The following is a 16,955-nucleotide window of genomic DNA, read 5'->3' as shown; positions in this document are numbered from 1 at the left end:
TGTATGTCAAATCATCAAAATCTTACCCGTAACCGTAGTTGGTTAAATTTACCCGAATTAAATATTGCTATTTTTGCATTTCTGCTTAACTTTCTTTGGGAAGTTCAGCAAATGCCATTTTTTCAGCTTTCCGATTTATCTTGTTGGGAAAGAACAAGAAACTGTACTTTAGCTACTTTTGGTGATGTTTTAATTGCACTTACTGGCTTTTGGACTGTGGCATTTTTTTCTAAATCTCGTTACTGGTTTCGTCAGCCAAAATGGTGGCAGTTAAGTATTTTTATTTTAGTGAGTCTTGTAATTACAGTTATTTTTGAAAGACTAGCTACTGGAGTGCTTAACAGATGGGAATACGCTGATATTATGCCGATACTTCCGGTATTAGATACGGGATTAACGCCTATTCTTCAGTGGATAATTATGCCTTTGATAATAGTTTGGTTTGTTAAGAGGCAAGTTTCATAAAGATATTTATTAAACAGTATTTTATATTAGCAATATGATTTAAAAGAGACAAATTACGAATTCTTAAAATAATCTTTTTCATCTATTGGAGGAAATGAAAAAAATAATGTCCTAAGTGAAAAAACTTGAATTTAAAATAACTTTTTATTAGTATACCTGTTACTTAATTGCCGCCTTACCAGTTTGACTTCAGTACCACAATTCCCTAAAATTTGGAATACTCAAATAGAATAAACTTCTATGTTCCTAAGAAATTAAATTGTTGCTCCTCCAAGGATGAAGAGTGTTCCTTTGAAGGAGCAAGTCGTCTATCTGCTTCAACACATCACTCAATTGAGTGTGAGTTACGCACTTTTTTTCTCTCCCTTCGCACAGAAAAGAACAGGACAAATGCTAGGAGGATAAAGGCGATCGCCGAAGCATAGTCTCTTGGCAGCGATAAACCACCATCTTTAATTGGTTTGGTCAGAAAATCTCCAAAGGTGGCTCCGAAGGGTCGCGTAAATATAAATGCGAGCCAAAATAGAAAGACATCGCTCAAATTTGATATATAGTGCAGGGCAATGACAACACCAATGACGCTTCCTGTAACTAGTGCGCCCTGAATATAGCTTAATCCTAAGTTGCTTGTCAGAAAGTCACCAAAAGCCGTTCCTAAACTATTAGAAAACACGATCGCTAGCCAATAGGTGGTTTCTGCGTCTTTCCTAACAATCGGATAAACGCTTAGATCCCGGTCTCGGTAGTACCAGATAGCAAGAACGCTCAAAAGACCAGCTACCAGAATTAGCGACCCCACTGCGTAACCCAGCCCCAGAGATCGATCCATCAGGTCTGAAACTTCAGTTCCGGCTGTGGTTGTAGCGATAATAGCCGCCCAATAAAGGGCTGGACGATATCTGTCGGATTGAATTTGAAAAAACAGCAGAATAGCCAGGATGGCGAACGTTACAGCAAAGGCTACGTAATAACCCAGTCCGAGAGACATTGATATATAGTCACCTGCCGTCTCACCGAGTGTCGTGGCGATGATCTTCATGATCCAGAAGAAAATCGTGACTTTTGCAACTTTATTCATTTTTTTATTAATACTTATTGTCGGTTTTTATACTTTATCTGGACTTACAGCTTTATCGTATAGAAGAAAAGTCAAGAACTTGGCAAGATGGGAATATGAATAATACTTTTTATGTCGTTACTAAATCCGGGTATGCATCTAGATTTTTAAAGGTAGCGCTGCGGAGATATTTACAGGGTTTCGGTTATCAAATAATTTATTAGTTTCACTTTTTTTACTATTCACTCTTAAAGTCTTTAAATTCAACATTAACTGATACAGTAGAGGCAACTTATTTTATTTTTAATATTTTTGATATATTTCATCAGATTCTTTCCAAGTTCTTAACTATTTATATCTACAGTTAAATCATCAAGGAAAAGAAGGACAGATTACATCATGAATACAACAAAAAGAATCGCTTTAGCAGCAGCTTTAGTGACTACTTTAGGATTTGCTGGATTCGCTCGCAACGTGTCTGCAAAACAAACCGAGTCGCCCTCCGTACAAACTAATACTAGTATGACTCAAACTAGTGATGGTGACGGTGAAGCGAACGATGCTACTGAAGCACCTGAAAATAAGCAACAAGTTGGTCAAAGCGTAGCAGTAAATAATAGTGAAAAAACTGAAATAGCTGAAGCCAGCGACGGTGATGGTGAAACAAATGACGATGCAGAAGAAAAACAAGAAGCTGCTAAATATCAATCTTTAGCAAAAATTACTTCTCAACAAGCTCAGCAAGCGGCAGAAACTGCTTTAGGAGGAAAGGCTAAAAAAGTGGAATTAGAAAACGAAGATGGCAATTTAGTTTATAAGGTAGATATTGGAAACAAAGAAGTAATGGTTGATGCGGGTAACGCAAAGATTCTAGAAACCGAAAATCAAAACCAAGAAGCGAACGATGCAGCAGAAGCCAATCGACCTCGCAGCAGTATTCAAGTTCCCGATAATGAAAATCAAAAGCAATAGTCTGTAACTAGAGTCCGTCACAGATAATTTTTCTCACTCACACCAATTAACGGGTCTTGAGATAAGTAATTTATTTATTTCTTGTTCTCAAAACCCTTTCTTAATTCTTGTTTTTATATCCATCTCAGTTTTAACTAACGGTGAAAATCTCTGACATCTTAATATCACGTATCTACAAAGAAATTGATCTGATAATTTCTTATTACGCTCAACATAACTTACCAGCTTTTGTAAAACTCGAAGTTGATAGCTATTCTGAATTTAGTTTGATTACACCATTAGATACGGTATTGATAGCAGTTAATAATCCAAATCAACTGATACAGTATTTTGGCAGGGAAGAGGTAATGTTTAAAAATTTACTCGACCCTTTCACCTTAGCAAATCAATTATCGGAGAAAAAAGCAGATTTCAATAGAGCTTTGCTGAAAGCTAATCCCGGTACTGCAATCGTAGCGATTAAATATTGGACTAATATCCACTGTTGTACACTTTTAGATCCAATATTTGTTCACAAACTATAATCTATATTTCGCTCTCCAACTGTTAGATATAGATAAGAGTTCCTGGCAAGCAAGGCAAGCATCACAGTATTGTTTTGAAAAAATAAAGTAGGAGAAATATATAATATATTATGCAAAAAATATTAAGCAGAGTTCCAGAAGTGACAATTTATTTCTGGATTGTCAAGATTCTAGCAACGACGGTAGGTGAAACTGCGGCAGATTTTCTATCAGTAACCCTGAACCTTGGTTTAACCCTAACATCTTATCTTATGAGCGGTGTATTAGTGATTTTGCTTTTGAATCAGTTTAGGCTTAAGCAGTATGTTCCAGTAAGTTACTGGATTGTAGTCGTTTTTATGAGTATCACTGGCACGCTGATTACTGATAGTTTGGTAGATAATCTTGGAGTTAGCTTAGTAACGACAACTATCGCTTTTAGTGTTGTCTTGCTGGTAGTTTTTGCGCTTTGGTATTCAAAAGAAAAGACATTAGCTATGCACTCCATCAACACAAATAAAAGAGAGCTTTTCTACTGGATGGCTATTTTCTTTACGTTTGCTTTAGGTACGGCAACGGGAGACCTTTTAGCAGAGGCTTTGAAGCTAGGCTATGCACAATCAGCACTAGTATTCGGCAGTTTAATTGCAATAATAACTGCTTGTTATTATTACTTCAAGATGAATGGAGTTTTAGCATTTTGGTTAGCTTACATTTTGACTCGTCCGCTCGGAGCATCTATCGGTGATTTACTATCTCAACCTGCTAAAAATGGTGGCTATGGTTTAGGTACAACCGGAACTAGTATACTTTTTCTTTGTATAATCGTGAGTTTGGTTATTTACTTAAGTTTTAAAAAGAAACCAGCTTCTTAGCGCAATCGTTGCTGCCATATATGCTTTTGTAACTGCTATTGAAGCTATTGGTTTATGGTATGAAAAATCTTGTGCAAAATTGTTAGTATTAGCTTTAGTCGGTATCAGTATACCACCGGAAATTTTTGAGTTAATTAAAAAATTTAGCTTTTTAAAATTAATCGTATTTTTCATAAATTTAACTATACTTTGGTATTTATGGAATCACATTAGCAAACATCGCAAACAAAATATTCATTAAATGAAATCTATTCAAGGTAAGTAGGTAAACGTACAGTAAAATAACTACCAACATTTAATTGACTACTAACAGTAATCGAACCCCCATGATTCTGCACAATTGCTTGAGAAATTGCTAAACCTAAACCAGAACCACCTGACTCATAAGAACGAGCTTGATCGGAACGCCAAAAACGCTCAAAAATTAGCTGTAAATTTTCTGGTGCAATACCTACACCTGTATCTCTAACTATTACTTGAACAAAACAAGCAATCCGCGTAGCTGTAACTTTGACTTTTCCACTAGAATCAGTATAGTAAATCGCATTTTGAATAATATTACCTAACGCTCGACTCAATTGTTTTGCATCTCCAAGCAATAACAAATTATTTTTATTTTCTACTTGTAAATCTATGTTTTTAACTTGTGCTTGAGGTTGATATAATTGGATTAAATTAGATATAATACTAGTCAAATTAACAGTTTTTTGTTCATTATCGGTAACTTTATCAGTGCGGCTTAAAAGCAATAAATCCTCAGTTAACTGAGTCATTTGATTAGTAGCGCTGGCAATAGCGGTAAATTTTTCTCGATCAATATTTCTCATTCCTTGGGGATACTTTAAAGCAACTGCGGTATTACTTTTAATTGCCATTAAAGGATTGCGTAACTCATGACTTGCGTCAGCGGTAAATTGCTTGAGACGTTTAAAACTTTCTTCAATTGGCTGCATTGCTTGACGGTTGAGCCATAATCCCCCAATTCCACTTAAAATTAAAGCGAAAACAACACCAGAAACCAAGCCCAAATCTAATTTTTGGATAGTTTCATTAAATTCTTCTAGAGATTGACTGACTCTGACATAACCAATTTTTTGTTGAATTTGATTATCTAGTATCGGTAAAGTTACTGCTTTAATTCCTCTTTCTTCATCTGTTTGAACGTCTACGATTGTATTTGGATTCAAAGGTAAATTTACGATATATTTACCCTGCTGTTTGAGTAAATTACCTTGCGTATCAAACCACTGTAAACCACCTTTACGAGCAGCCAAATCTCTGACTTGCCAATGTTCATCAATTTCTAATTTTCCGGTTTTTAACTCTGCATCTACAGTCACACCTTGTCCTAAAGCAACAAGCTTATCTGTGAATTGCCGATTAAAACTGCGAACAAAAACAACTCGCACAACAATAGAAAATCCTGCGAGAATAGCTGCAAATACAATTAAGTTAGATAAAAGTAGGCGATCGCGAATTTTTTTAAACATAATTTTCAAGGAATTTATAATACCTAATTCCTGTTTTAATAATCAATTGCATTCAGACGATAACCCATACCATAAACTGTTTCAATCAAATTATCCGAACTCCCTGCGGCTCTAAGTTTACTACGTAAATTAGTAATATGAGTTTTAACTGTTCCTTCTCCAGAACATTTATCAATTTCCCAAAGTTTATCAAGAATCGCCGCACGAGTTAAAACTTGTTGAGGATGACGCAAAAAGTATTCTAAAATTAAGTATTCTTTAGGCGTTAAAATTATCGGATTATCCGCATAAATAACTTCGTTCTTATTGGGTTCGAGTTGCAGTTTCCCGTGAGTTAAAATTGATGATTTAACTTCTGGAGTTCTCCGGGATAAAGCGCGAATACGTGCAGCTAATTCTTCTAATTCAAACGGTTTTATTAGATAATCATCTGCTCCTGCATCGAGTCCAATTACTTTATCGCTGGTAGTATCTTTTGCTGTTAGCATCAAAATCAAAGCATTGGATTTTTTTGCCCGCAATCTTTTGCAAAGACTAATACCATCCAAGCGCGGTAACATCAAATCTAATAATATTAAGTCATACTCAGTTGATTGAGCATAATCCCATCCTTCTATTCCATCAGCAGCAATATCAACTGCATGATGTTGGTGTCTTAAATCCTCAGCTAGCGGTTTAGCTATTCGACTATCATCTTCCACAATTAGGATTTTCATGGTTTCAGCTTTTACCTTCTTGTCAACAAAATCAAGCATATTAGTTTATGGTAAAACAATTTTATAGTGTTGAATTCAGTTTGTTTTTCACAATAAAGCTTAAATGTCAAGAAGTTAGGAAGATTTATATCTACATTTTGTAAATTTTCATAAAATGATCATAAAAATAAAACAAATATGATTTAGAATCCATTCTTTAGCCGCTTCGCATACTTCAGTTTTAATCGAATGTTTTAGTCTCGATAAATTTCATTTTCAACAATAATTTAATTGGAAGGTGAAACAACATGAGCATTAATCACTAAAATGATTTTTTACTGTTTTGGTACAAACTATAAACCAAAAAAACTGTTAGCATTCCGGTAAATATCCAGATGCAAACTATAATTATTGTGATAAATTTGCTGTTTGGTATATTCTCAATTACTTTTGCCTTTTGGCGAGATTCATCCATTACAGTTTTAGGTATTAACTTCAAAAGTAAAAAAATTCCTAACGGTATCAATACCAAATCATCCAAATAACCCAGTATAGGAATTACATCCGGAATCAAATCAATCGGACTAAGTAGATAAGCAACTACACAGATAGCAAGAAATTTAGCATACCAAGGTGTTCTTGGGTCTTTGCTGGCGTAATAAAGAGCAGAGGTTTCTTGTTTAAGCTTTCTAACTCTTTGTTTCCAATTTTGGAATATGCTATTTTTTTTCATCGGTCAAAGAATTATAAGTAAGGATAAATTATTAAAACTCCCATTGCTCTCCATTCCCCTTCAGTCTTTTTTACTGACTAAGTTTTTTTCGCAAACTGATTCCCTACGGAACTTAACGTACAGAAAAATGTAGTTATTCTTACTTCACAATATCAGGTATTACAATGACTACTCTGAACTAATATTTAGATTTCTTAAGCTTTTAATCAGCAAGAGGATAGAGAATTTGATTGACACATTCAGAGGGCTAATTACTTACTATATGACCCAAATGTTAATAATTTTTTATTACCCATTACGAATTACCAATTACCTATCCTCACAGATATGATAAGTTTTAAGCGAACACGATCTCACTTTAGTTTTCATCTTGATTTCATAAATTTATGTCAATCTATTTTTAGAGTGAAGTTTGTTACAGTCAACGAATTACTTTGTTATGAGAGTGTTATTAGTAGAAGACGAACCGGATTTAGGTGCAGCCATTAAGCGAGTTTTACAAGCGCAAAAATATTTAGTTGACTGGGTTATGGATGGAAATGAAGCATGGGGATATTTAGAAGATCGATGGACGGAATATACCATCGGTATTTTTGATTGGCTGCTCCCTGGAATGTCAGGATTGGAACTGTGTAAAAAATTGCGTCAAAATCAAAATGCGATGCCAGTTTTAATGCTAACAGCTAAAGATAGTATGGAAGATAAGGTGGCTGGTTTGGATGCGGGTGCAGACGATTACTTAGTTAAACCTTTTGGAATGGAGGAATTATTAGCAAGGTTGCGGGCTTTACAAAGAAGGGTACCTCAGTTTCAACCCCAAAAATTAATGATGGGCAATTTAACATTAGATTACGGCAATAATACAATTATTAATCAAAATGCTTCGGAAGATAAACAAGAAATGTCTTTGACTAACAAAGAATTTCAATTACTAGAATATTTTATGAAGCATCCAAATCAAATTCTTACAACCGAACAAATTCGCAACCAACTTTGGGAAGCAAGTGCAGAATCGAGTAGCAATGTAGTTGCAGCACAGGTACGTTTGTTACGACGTAAATTAGCTTCGAGTGGCTGTGGAAATCCAATTGAAACTTTGCATGGTATGGGATATCGCTTTAATTTTAAGAATTAGTTATAAGCATGAATCAAAATAAACTGTTTCAAGGTACCCGGATTCGTTTGGCACTTTGGTATGCCATTGTCATGGGTTTAATTTTAACTGTATGCGGCATCGGTTTCTACACGGCAGTATCTCATGCCCATACGGTAGCCTTGGATAGAGAATTAGAATTCGTTGCTAAATCTTTACATAATAATTTAGAACTAAAGCTAAGACAACCGGGAAAATTAGAGCCAATTGTAAAAGAAATTTTACCAAATCTTTGTGTCGTTGAAACGGGTTGTATATCGAATCGAGCGACTTCTCAACGCCATATATTAAATGCAATTCATCAAAGTTATTACGTGCGTTTATTTGATAAATCGACACGTTTGATTGCTATTTCTGGTTCGTTACCTCAAACGGAATCTTCAGATTTGAACACGAAACTTTGGCAAACTATTCAAGATGATGCTGGTAGTTTTTACCATCAAATGTCATTAATTTTACACACTACAGATAATCGCGATTGGGGATATTTACAAGTAGGAAGAAATATTGCCGACGTTAACAGCTATATGGATGCGGTTAAATTAAGTTTGGTAGTAGGATTACCAATTTCAATGATGATGGTTGCTGTTGCTAGCTGGTGGTTGGCAGGTTTAGCAATGCGACCAATTTATCAATCTTACAGACAAATTCAGCAATTTACAGCCGATGCCGCACATGAGTTAAGAACACCTTTAGCCGCGACGCAAGCAACAATAGAATCAGCGTTATTAATGCCAGATTTAGATATTAAAGAAGCATGGGACATTCTTGGAACTATCAAACGTCAAAATTATCGACTTAGCAGTTTAGTTGTAGATTTATTAATGCTTTCTCGCTTCGATAGACAATCTATCTCCGTGCAGGGGGAATTGTGTTCTTTAAATGATATTATTACCGACTTGGTAGAAGAATTTGCAGCTATGGCAATTTCGGCTAAAGTAATTCTTAATTCTGAAATTCGCGTGCATAAAGATATAAAGATTATTGGTAATTCCGAACAGCTTTATCGTTTATTTTCTAATTTGATTGTGAATGCAATTCAATATACTTTACCTGGTGGGGAAGTCACAGTTATTTTAGATAGTTATGATTCGGATACTGAGATTCGAGTACAAGATACTGGTATTGGTATTGCCAAGAATGAATTGTCTCATGTCTTTGACCGCTTTTATCGAGTTAATAGCGATCGCTCTCGTCATACTGGAGGTTCGGGGTTAGGATTGGCGATCGCACAAGCAATTGTATTGTCACATCATGGTAGTTTAAACGTGGAAAGTGAAATTGGGAAAGGTAGCACTTTCATAGTTACATTACCTTGCGATCGATCCTCCCTTACAAAATTAATAATAAATGCTTGAAATGATTCAAGATAACTCATGTAGAGCATTGAAGTCGCCCTTCTCAACATCAACACCTTTACACCCCTAGCAGGAATAACCTCCGAATTTACTCAAACCGACGCACTACTCAACATCCAACACGACGGCAAAGAAAGCTAGGTCTTTAAGGACTGCATGACAAGCACCAAGGAGAGCAGTTACGCTTCAATGCATTTGCTTTTGATGCTGATAACCCAGATTTTGTACTCTCAAATTTGACTTAATTGAATGTCGTTTATACGGCTTTGTGATCTGAGAAGGAAGAAAGTACCATAAAATATTAAAAATTACGACCAGACTTGAAAGATTGGCATTTTCATGACGATTTTTTATAAAAAGCTAACTTGAGCAATCTTAGATAGTAAAACCTGGAACTTTCTCAAAATCTTGCAGATTTCTTGTTAAGAAGATTCCTTGATTTGCAAGAACTGTTGATGCTATAGATAAATCTCTTGGGATTTTTCATCATACTGAAGAATTGTAAATAAGGAAAGTAGCAGAACTGTTTCAACTAATCTTTGATTGTCAACATAACTTAGTGAAGAACTATTTTATTAGCCTTCTCATCCAGCTTGTAAAGAATCCACCTTTTTACTTAAGCGTGCTACTTCTGCTTGCAATTCCATAACCAAAGTACGAAGGTCTTTTTCAGTCTCTACCTCTGCTTCAAACTCTGAAGAGCGTTTTTGCATCAATAAGAGTATTTTTACCGCTGCTTCTTTTATTAATACGGCATTCAACTCTTCTGGCTTGCCAAGAAATTGAGTTAGCTTTTTATACTGATGATTTTTTTCCAAGTAAAAATATTTGTTACCTCTTGAATTATATTCTCTACAACGAAAAATTTGTCCTTGGTAACTGACTCTATACGATTTCGCTTTTGGTAGTGGGGTATCTACCGTAACATCTTCTAACAAAACTCCAACGTCTTTTGTCTTACTCATAGCTGTACAGTGCTTCATTTACACGACATTTTAACACTACTTAATTATAAAAAAAGTTCAACACCCCCTTGACACTATTGTTCACTTCGTTATATATTTACGTAAGTGAAACAAAAGCAAAAGCAGGCGCTCTAATTCTTGGCGGAATCGCGTCTGCTTCTGCTAAATCCTCTGGATGGAGAATTTAAATATGTTTGATCCAAGTATAGTGCAATCGAATACCCGTTGTCTACTACATTCAAGTTGTAGCGATGAGAATCAGTTTCAAGTCGAACAACTTCTTGAGAAGCAGAGCAAACAGTTAATTATTGGAAGCGTAGAAGTAGATTCTGTTGAAGATGAAATATACCGCCGAGTGTGGCATTCTGGGCGATTACTAAGAACCTTCCAACGAGATGTAGCCAACGATTTATGGATATCTCAGCCATATAGTTATCCACTGAAGCCGCACTTTGAAAATAGTAAAGATGCAGTCATGTTCATCGTTGAAATGAACGCATTCGTTACCGCATAGATTTTTTCAGTCGTTTCCTTTGCGGAAATGGCTGGTTCTTGTTCGCTTCAAAAAAAACTGGGGAATCACCAATGGTCATCACTACAATTCCAAAAAAACATAACTTACCTGAATCTCTAGGTAAAGCAACGAGCAATATTTTGCACAACGCTTTCTACCTGGCAAAACAGAAACTAGAATTATCGGGCAAGGCATATAAGCAATTACTCCGAGAGTGGGGATGGGAGAAGGAAGATAAGAAATATCTCAAAGTTGCTCAAACCTTCGAGAAATTCTCACCCCTAGACTTAGCCGAAATCGAACCTGATACCTTATTCGGGCTTTCCAAACAAAATAAAAAATACGCGAATGTGATCGAGCAGCTTCTTGATATCGGCTCTATCACTCAGGAAAAGGTACGCGAACTAATCAAACTTTCTCGCAAGCCTAGAACGAGTAAACCAGAAAAACCAACTATATGGCGACGCGATCGCAATGGTAAAAGATATTGTCAGGTACCACCGATTGATGATGAAGTGACTGGTGTGGCTTTACAGCACATGATGGACTCCGAAGGTAAAAGCGCTCAACAAATAGTTGCCGAAGCTGTAGCGCTACGACAGGCATTTATTGAAGGACGTTTAGTGGTATCCGATAGCCAGCAGAAAGATGATGTAGAAACCGATACATCCTCGACTAATGAAAGTCATCAGACAGAAAGTCAAGACAGTGGTGATGCTGAAATCGGCAATTACCTTGACGAACAGCTTGTTTCCAAGTCTGTATCAGAAAACTATGCAGTTTTTTCAGACAATATAATTTTCAATTCAGCAGCAACTCAAGAGACGGCATTACTAAGCGCTAATTTGTTAGGTGTTGTCGAAAATATTATGCATATTGGTTCAGAAGAGTTTAAACAAGTAGAAGAATTGGTTGCATCGATTGTGAATTTTTGTGCGAGCGTACCTATTTCCGAGCAATGGAAAGTTTTCACTGATATTACGAAAAGGAATAGTAAAGCTTTAGCGGTAATAATTGGTTATTCAGGGACATATTATAAAAAGTGGTTATCCAATTTACCGCAATTGATAGCGGATGCATCAATTACGAATCCTATTGAATTGGAATGGGTTGGTAATCGATTGCGAACAGAAGCGCTTTTATTGATGGACGATGGCGGTGTGCGTTGCTCAAATGATGTTATTTTATCTTAATGTTTAATTCAATTATACGATAACAAAACACTGCTTATTCAAGTATTATGGCTATTAACCACGACCGCTTATTTAAAGAATTGATTTCTACGTTTTTCATCGAATTTCTCGAACTGTTTCTTCCTGAGATTGCGTCCGACATCGATAAAAACTTAATTAATATTACCGTTGGAGGGACAAAGGAAAGTGCTAATAGGCAAATAGTCAATAAGGAAGATTTGCTAAAATTAATGCCCAAACCCGCGTCACGAAGAGTGTACGGAGTGGCTCAGGTATTTCAATTTTTCTCAACAGGTCTTTTTATTCTTAATGATTTTCTCATAGTTACTGGAAATAGAAAAAGCGGCATTTCTTAACTAATAAATATTTGTCGTTTAAATAAATTTTTTAATATTAAAAGTATTTAAAAATTAAGCTACATATATTATAAAATAAGAAATAGGCGATTTTTTTTACTAAAAGAATGAACGAATTTAGATACATTATTGGTGCGACAACAGAATTGCAACAAGGTTTAATTGTTTGGGAAAATAAAATAAGGGAATACGTTGATACTTATTATCAAGGTAATGAAGAAAATTATATTGATACAAACTTCTATAGATGTATTTACAAAATAAGAGAAATAGCCAGTGATATTTTTGAGAAAGAGCAATTAATTAGAGGTGTAATAGACGATCAAGGTTTATTAGCCGCTGTTTGTAGGATTCAAGAAACATCAATCTTATTAGATGAAGAACTAATAAATTGCCTAGAAATAGAAAGTATAACAAATAGTCCCTGGAATACAATTGAGTATCCGCTGGCAGAGAAAAGGAAGGGTGCAGCAACATCGTTAATTGAAGGTATAATAATTGAAAGCCGACAACAAGGTTTGCCTAACATATTAAAATTAATTCCAATTCCAGGCGCTATAAAATTTTATCAAGATATAGGATTTATAGAAACAGATATTTCTGGAGATATGATACTAACTTATAATGAAGCATCAATGTTTCTTCTTGACCTCGAACAAAAAAGGGAATCCGCTAGTTTTGATTAAAATAAAAAAGGATTAAATTTATGTCACAAAAATTACAAAAGTATCAACCTACACCAGAACAAGTTGCAAGATGGAAACGAATGGATGAATTAGAATCGAGTGCATTTGTAGGTCGTTTTCCTTCTGCTGAAAAACAACGACTAGCTGTAAAAGAGTTCCTTGAAACCGACTATATCGAATCACAACTTGAAAAATTACGCGCTCACAGGAAAAAGCTTATAGAAAAGCTTAAATCTACCCAAGAATACGAAGAAATGTTATTAGCAGAAAAGCAGAAGAGGAATAACAAATAAAACACTTTCAACTAATAAAATACCCAGATGGTTCCTTCTAAAAGCTGGATATTTATTTTTCAATTTCCCTTAACTAACTAAAAATTTTAGTTGTTGACGAAAAGTGAGATAATATATGAAGTTATAAAAACGTACTAAAAAACTTTTTTGGCAGTATTTACACTGAGTTAATAATTGTTGCGAGAATCTATCGGTACTCAAAGGGGAATCCACAGAATTTATAATTACAGCAACCGATGCAGAAAATGATAATTTACGCTTTAGTTTAGTAAGAGAAAGGGAAGCTGGGTTTTCCATTCCAGAATTTATCAACTTTGTCGATAACGGGGATGGTACTGCTTTAATTAGAGTTTCCCCGACAAATAAGGATATTAGCGGTAGCTATAGCTTTACCTTAATAGTAGAAGAAATCCGCAGCGACGAAGAAACCCCGCTTTACACAGAAAAAACCTTTAATATCACCGTTGGAGGAACAAACGATGCTGCACAAATTAAATATATCGGTGATAAGGTAGCGGTTGTTGGTGAAACTCTCAAATTTGATTTAATTGTGGGAGATAATAATCAAGATAATTTAACCTTTGATATTCAAGGAATACCAACGGGAGCTACTTTTGTTCCAAATACCAAATACGGTACAGCAAGTTTCTCGTTTCTTCCAACAACGGATAATATAGATATCACCTATCCCGTCACCATTCAAGTTACCGATAGCGGAAATGGTAACGTCAATGAAATATTCAGCGACACTCAAACCTTTAATATAGTTGTCCGTAATAATAATACCGCTCCCAACTTATCCCCAGTTCCTAACTTAACTCTCAAAGAAGCAGAAACTTTAGAATTACAATTACAAGCAACAGATTCCGACGGTGATAAACTTACCTATACCGCTACAAATCTCCCGCAAAATGCTGACTTGAATCCAGAGACGGGTTTACTCAAATGGACACCAAATTACACCCAATCTGGAATTTACGATAACATTACCATCACCGCTACCGATGGAAATTTTTCTTCTACCCAAACCTTATATATCGAAGTAGAAAACACCAATCGTTCACCCGTAATCATTCCTTTACCCACCCAAGTTGGTAGAGAAAACTCCGAGGTGAAATTCAATGTCAACGCTGTTGATTACGACTTTGAAAAAGCTATTTACTCGGTTGATAACCTGCCAACAGGTGCATCATTCGATACCCGCACCGGAGAATTTAACTGGAAACCTACTTACAATCAAAGCGGACAATATAAATTTACCTTTGAAGCGATCGATGCATTTGGAGCAATTGGTAAACGAGATGTTAATGTCCTGATTAGCGATACCAATCGCAATCCACTTCTTAAAGTATCCAACCGTGCGATCGCATTAGGAGAAAATATGAACTTTATCCTTGATGGTTCTGACCCAGATAGCAATACACAATTAACTTACAGTGCTGACATTTTACCAGAAGGTGCGACCTTAAATGTACAAACTGGGGAATTCAACTGGACACCAAATCCGGGACAGGTTGATGATTACAGCATTAATTTCTCTGTTAGTGATGGAATAAGTACTGTTACAGAAAATGCGTTAATTAAAGTTGCTCTCACAGCTACGAATCCCACCGTAAATCTCGATTTAACTCCGAGTTTCCCGGTTATACCGAATCAAAGCGTTACGATAACAGCTTTTGCTGATAGTTTTGCGGATATTGCGAATATTACCGCTAAAGTTAATGGAGAAGAAGTAGCAGTTGATCGATTTGGCAGATTTAAGTTTACTCCTACATCTCCTGGTAAAGTTGAAATAGTTGCTGTTGCGACTGATGCGGATGGTAGAGTTGGTAATGCTTCTACGGTAATTAAGGTACGCAATCCTCTCGATAACGATGCTCCGATTGTTAAGTTAGCTCCTGCTATCAATGCGAATATTATAAGTAATATTACTAATATTGTTGGTCAGGTATCTGACGTTAATCTTGATAATTGGTTGTTGGAGATAGCTGATTTTGGGGAAATGAACTATAAGGCGATCGCCACCGGGGATAATACAGTTGATAATAATATCCTCACCCAAATTGACCCCAATAAATTAAATAACGGTTTCCATCAATTACGATTAACTGCAACTGATATCAGCGGACGTACAAATAGTACACAAACCGTTGTCGAAGTTAATAGTACCGCAAAAACCGCTTATACCCGCAGCGAAACCGATTTAACGTACAATTTCTCCTCTCTCCCCCTCAATCTCACTCGTACCTACAATTCTTTAGATAACACCTGGAGATTCAGCACCGATACCAATATTCAAACTAACGTACCGCTGACGGGAAGAGAAGATTTGGGAGTATACGAACCCTTCCGTGTGGGAACGAGATTGTACCTCACCACACCTACTGGGGAGCGTGTCGGATTTACCTTTACTCCGCTTCTTCAGCAAATCCCTGGTTTAACTTATTACACCCCCGCTTGGGTTGCGGATGCTGGTGTTAACTATACTTTGAATTCTGTTGATGCTAAGTTAACTAGGAGCGGAAATCGTTTATATCAGTTAAATACTGGGATAGCTTATAACCCAGGAAGTGGGGATTTTGAGGGAGCTTCCTTTACGCTTAGTGCTGCTGATGGTACAAAATATTTAATTGATAGCGATAAAGGAATTACCGAGCAGGTTGCAGCAAATGGTATTAGTTTAGTTTATAGCGATAGTGGAATTACTTCTTTTACTGGGGAAACGGTACAGTTTGTCAACTCGGAGCGAGGTAAAAAAAACTCCAGTGACAGCGAGATTGTTAAAGAAAATTTAACAGAGTATGAGTTGATAGTAGATAGCTACGAGCAGCCCTCTTGTTAGACCTGGGGAGTATGAAGAACAAAAAAAATATTATTCAGGCAAGAAAGTAAATCATACTATGAAAAGTCAATTAATCGTTTTACCTTCAGGAAAAGATATTGTTGATATAGTTGCAGGAGAACCCGGTCCGAAAAGCGATATTAGTATGTTTAATGAAAGCCAAAACAGATTTGATGTAAAACAAAAATTTCATGGTGATCAAGCATATCAAGGAGGAAAATCAATAAAAACTCCTAAAAAGAAACCCTACAATAAAGAATTAACTACTGAAGATAAACAAAAAAATAAAGAGCTAGCATCTGAACGCATTTTTGTAGAACACTTAATTCGAGTAATAAAAATTTATAGAGTAGTTAAAGAAAGATTTAGATTAAATTCAAAAAAGTATGAACAGATAATTATGACTATTTGTGGGCTTGTGAGATTACGGATAGGTACATTTATTTTATAGCTATGATAAAACTTAATGTATTAAGAAGAAAATAATAAAAATATATACTATCTTTTTGCTAGTTATTAATAGGAAATGTATCAAACACCTATTCCTGTGTATAAAGTAACTACCTTTGCGGTTAGGTGTTCTGCTTGCAGCAGCGCTGAGTCCCAAGGGGACACGCTTACGCGAACGCTATCGCAATTTAAAAGGTAGTTATAGTAAGAGTTTGGTTATTTTCGGAGATGTCTATTGGAATTGTTGTCCTTAAAATAAAACAATAAACTATTTTGAAGATTATGATTTCCGACATCGGAGGCTAGATTATTTGTAAATTCTTGAGCAATCGTCAATGGAATTTGTTCATAGCCT

The 16,955-nt window shown here is 35.7% G+C and carries 19 protein-coding genes; 14 read left to right on the top strand and 5 right to left on the bottom strand.

Annotated features, from left to right (window positions below; genetic code table 11):
• Positions 1-3: 3 nt before the first annotated feature.
• Positions 4-465, top strand: coding sequence for a hypothetical protein (locus tag VB797_RS06900; RefSeq protein WP_323236921.1), 462 nt, complete (start codon positions 4-6; stop codon positions 463-465).
• A gap of 325 nt (positions 466-790) precedes the next feature.
• Here VB797_RS06900 and VB797_RS06895 read toward each other — a convergent pair whose 3' ends face one another.
• Positions 791-1,504 (bottom strand): hypothetical protein, encoded by a 714-nt coding sequence (locus VB797_RS06895; RefSeq protein ID WP_323236995.1) that lies wholly within the window; start codon positions 1,502-1,504, stop codon positions 791-793.
• Between the two features lie 417 nt (positions 1,505-1,921).
• On the opposite strand from VB797_RS06895, the gene VB797_RS06890 reads away from it, so the two are divergent.
• From VB797_RS06890 to VB797_RS06875, 4 genes are all read left to right on the top strand, one after another.
• Positions 1,922-2,494, top strand: coding sequence for a PepSY domain-containing protein (locus VB797_RS06890; protein ID WP_323236920.1), 573 nt, complete (start codon positions 1,922-1,924; stop codon positions 2,492-2,494).
• A gap of 140 nt (positions 2,495-2,634) precedes the next feature.
• Positions 2,635-3,018 carry a hypothetical protein gene (locus VB797_RS06885; RefSeq protein ID WP_323236919.1) on the top strand — a complete coding sequence of 128 codons (384 nt, stop codon included), beginning with the start codon at positions 2,635-2,637 and terminating at the stop codon, positions 3,016-3,018.
• 110 nt (positions 3,019-3,128) lie between these two features.
• Complete coding sequence (locus VB797_RS06880; protein ID WP_323236918.1) at positions 3,129-3,872, top strand: hypothetical protein; 744 nt, start codon at positions 3,129-3,131, stop codon at positions 3,870-3,872.
• Positions 3,873-3,876: 4 nt separating this feature from the next.
• Positions 3,877-4,113, top strand: coding sequence for a DUF2127 domain-containing protein (locus tag VB797_RS06875; RefSeq protein WP_323236994.1), 237 nt, complete (start codon positions 3,877-3,879; stop codon positions 4,111-4,113).
• Positions 4,114-4,120: 7 nt separating this feature from the next.
• Here the strand turns inward: VB797_RS06875 and VB797_RS06870 are convergent, their stop codons facing one another.
• The 3 genes from VB797_RS06870 to VB797_RS06860 form a co-directional block, all read right to left on the bottom strand.
• On the bottom strand, positions 4,121-5,362 hold the full coding sequence (locus VB797_RS06870; RefSeq protein WP_323236917.1) for a HAMP domain-containing sensor histidine kinase: 1,242 nt from the start codon (positions 5,360-5,362) through the stop codon (positions 4,121-4,123).
• Positions 5,363-5,397: 35 nt separating this feature from the next.
• Entirely contained in the window at positions 5,398-6,078 is a 681-nt protein-coding gene (locus tag VB797_RS06865) for a response regulator transcription factor (protein ID WP_323236993.1), read from the bottom strand.
• A gap of 301 nt (positions 6,079-6,379) precedes the next feature.
• Positions 6,380-6,790 carry a YkvA family protein gene (locus tag VB797_RS06860; protein ID WP_323236916.1) on the bottom strand — a complete coding sequence of 137 codons (411 nt, stop codon included), beginning with the start codon at positions 6,788-6,790 and terminating at the stop codon, positions 6,380-6,382.
• Between the two features lie 439 nt (positions 6,791-7,229).
• Here VB797_RS06860 and rppA point away from each other — a divergent pair, with 439 nt between their 5' ends.
• Complete coding sequence (rppA, locus tag VB797_RS06855) at positions 7,230-7,925, top strand: two-component system response regulator RppA (protein WP_323236915.1); 696 nt, start codon at positions 7,230-7,232, stop codon at positions 7,923-7,925.
• 8 nt (positions 7,926-7,933) lie between these two features.
• Positions 7,934-9,301: a two-component system sensor histidine kinase RppB gene (rppB, locus tag VB797_RS06850; protein WP_323236914.1), complete on the top strand. Its 1,368-nt coding sequence runs from the start codon at positions 7,934-7,936 to the stop codon at positions 9,299-9,301.
• A gap of 584 nt (positions 9,302-9,885) precedes the next feature.
• Here rppB and VB797_RS06845 read toward each other — a convergent pair.
• Entirely contained in the window at positions 9,886-10,266 is a 381-nt protein-coding gene (locus VB797_RS06845; protein ID WP_323236913.1) for a hypothetical protein, read from the bottom strand.
• Between the two features lie 190 nt (positions 10,267-10,456).
• On the opposite strand from VB797_RS06845, the gene VB797_RS06840 reads away from it, so the two are divergent.
• The 7 genes from VB797_RS06840 (at position 10,457) to VB797_RS06810 (ending at position 16,601) form a co-directional block, all read left to right on the top strand.
• On the top strand, positions 10,457-10,780 hold the full coding sequence (locus VB797_RS06840) for a hypothetical protein (protein ID WP_323236912.1): 324 nt from the start codon (positions 10,457-10,459) through the stop codon (positions 10,778-10,780).
• A 71-nt stretch (positions 10,781-10,851) separates the two neighbouring features.
• Positions 10,852-11,973, top strand: a complete 1,122-nt coding sequence (locus tag VB797_RS06835; RefSeq protein WP_323236911.1) for a hypothetical protein — start codon at positions 10,852-10,854, stop codon at positions 11,971-11,973.
• Positions 11,974-12,020: 47 nt separating this feature from the next.
• The gene (locus VB797_RS06830) at positions 12,021-12,329 is read left to right on the top strand and encodes a hypothetical protein (RefSeq protein ID WP_323236998.1); all 309 of its coding nucleotides are present in this window, start codon (positions 12,021-12,023) and stop codon (positions 12,327-12,329) included.
• 107 nt (positions 12,330-12,436) lie between these two features.
• Positions 12,437-13,015: a GNAT family N-acetyltransferase gene (locus VB797_RS06825; protein ID WP_323236910.1), complete on the top strand. Its 579-nt coding sequence runs from the start codon at positions 12,437-12,439 to the stop codon at positions 13,013-13,015.
• A gap of 20 nt (positions 13,016-13,035) precedes the next feature.
• Complete coding sequence (locus tag VB797_RS06820; RefSeq protein WP_323236909.1) at positions 13,036-13,308, top strand: hypothetical protein; 273 nt, start codon at positions 13,036-13,038, stop codon at positions 13,306-13,308.
• A 550-nt stretch (positions 13,309-13,858) separates the two neighbouring features.
• Entirely contained in the window at positions 13,859-16,150 is a 2,292-nt protein-coding gene (locus VB797_RS06815) for a putative Ig domain-containing protein (protein ID WP_323236908.1), read from the top strand.
• Positions 16,125-16,601, top strand: a complete 477-nt coding sequence (locus tag VB797_RS06810; RefSeq protein WP_323236992.1) for a transposase family protein — start codon at positions 16,125-16,127, stop codon at positions 16,599-16,601. Before VB797_RS06815 ends, VB797_RS06810 begins: the two co-directional genes overlap by 26 nt.
• Positions 16,602-16,955 lie beyond the last annotated feature (354 nt).

It is taken from the genome of Rivularia sp. UHCC 0363, assembly GCF_034931125.1.
Classification (GTDB): domain Bacteria; phylum Cyanobacteriota; class Cyanobacteriia; order Cyanobacteriales; family Nostocaceae; genus Rivularia.
This window is presented reverse-complemented; position numbering and strand designations above follow the sequence as displayed.

Excerpts from the sequence above, each read along its gene's own strand:
- VB797_RS06900 (WP_323236921.1), top strand. The coding sequence starts at position 4 with ATGTCAAATCATCAAAATCTTACCCGTAACCGTAGTTGGTTAAATTTA.
- VB797_RS06895 (WP_323236995.1), bottom strand. The coding sequence starts at position 1,504 with ATGAAGATCATCGCCACGACACTCGGTGAGACGGCAGGTGACTATATA.
- VB797_RS06890 (WP_323236920.1), top strand. The coding sequence starts at position 1,922 with ATGAATACAACAAAAAGAATCGCTTTAGCAGCAGCTTTAGTGACTACT.
- VB797_RS06880 (WP_323236918.1), top strand. The coding sequence starts at position 3,129 with ATGCAAAAAATATTAAGCAGAGTTCCAGAAGTGACAATTTATTTCTGG.
- VB797_RS06870 (WP_323236917.1), bottom strand. The coding sequence starts at position 5,362 with ATGTTTAAAAAAATTCGCGATCGCCTACTTTTATCTAACTTAATTGTA.
- VB797_RS06865 (WP_323236993.1), bottom strand. The coding sequence starts at position 6,078 with ATGAAAATCCTAATTGTGGAAGATGATAGTCGAATAGCTAAACCGCTA.
- VB797_RS06860 (WP_323236916.1), bottom strand. The coding sequence starts at position 6,790 with ATGAAAAAAAATAGCATATTCCAAAATTGGAAACAAAGAGTTAGAAAG.
- rppA (WP_323236915.1), top strand. The coding sequence starts at position 7,230 with ATGAGAGTGTTATTAGTAGAAGACGAACCGGATTTAGGTGCAGCCATT.
- rppB (WP_323236914.1), top strand. The coding sequence starts at position 7,934 with ATGAATCAAAATAAACTGTTTCAAGGTACCCGGATTCGTTTGGCACTT.
- VB797_RS06845 (WP_323236913.1), bottom strand. The coding sequence starts at position 10,266 with ATGAGTAAGACAAAAGACGTTGGAGTTTTGTTAGAAGATGTTACGGTA.
- VB797_RS06840 (WP_323236912.1), top strand. The coding sequence starts at position 10,457 with ATGTTTGATCCAAGTATAGTGCAATCGAATACCCGTTGTCTACTACAT.
- VB797_RS06835 (WP_323236911.1), top strand. The coding sequence starts at position 10,852 with ATGGTCATCACTACAATTCCAAAAAAACATAACTTACCTGAATCTCTA.
- VB797_RS06830 (WP_323236998.1), top strand. The coding sequence starts at position 12,021 with ATGGCTATTAACCACGACCGCTTATTTAAAGAATTGATTTCTACGTTT.
- VB797_RS06825 (WP_323236910.1), top strand. The coding sequence starts at position 12,437 with ATGAACGAATTTAGATACATTATTGGTGCGACAACAGAATTGCAACAA.
- VB797_RS06820 (WP_323236909.1), top strand. The coding sequence starts at position 13,036 with ATGTCACAAAAATTACAAAAGTATCAACCTACACCAGAACAAGTTGCA.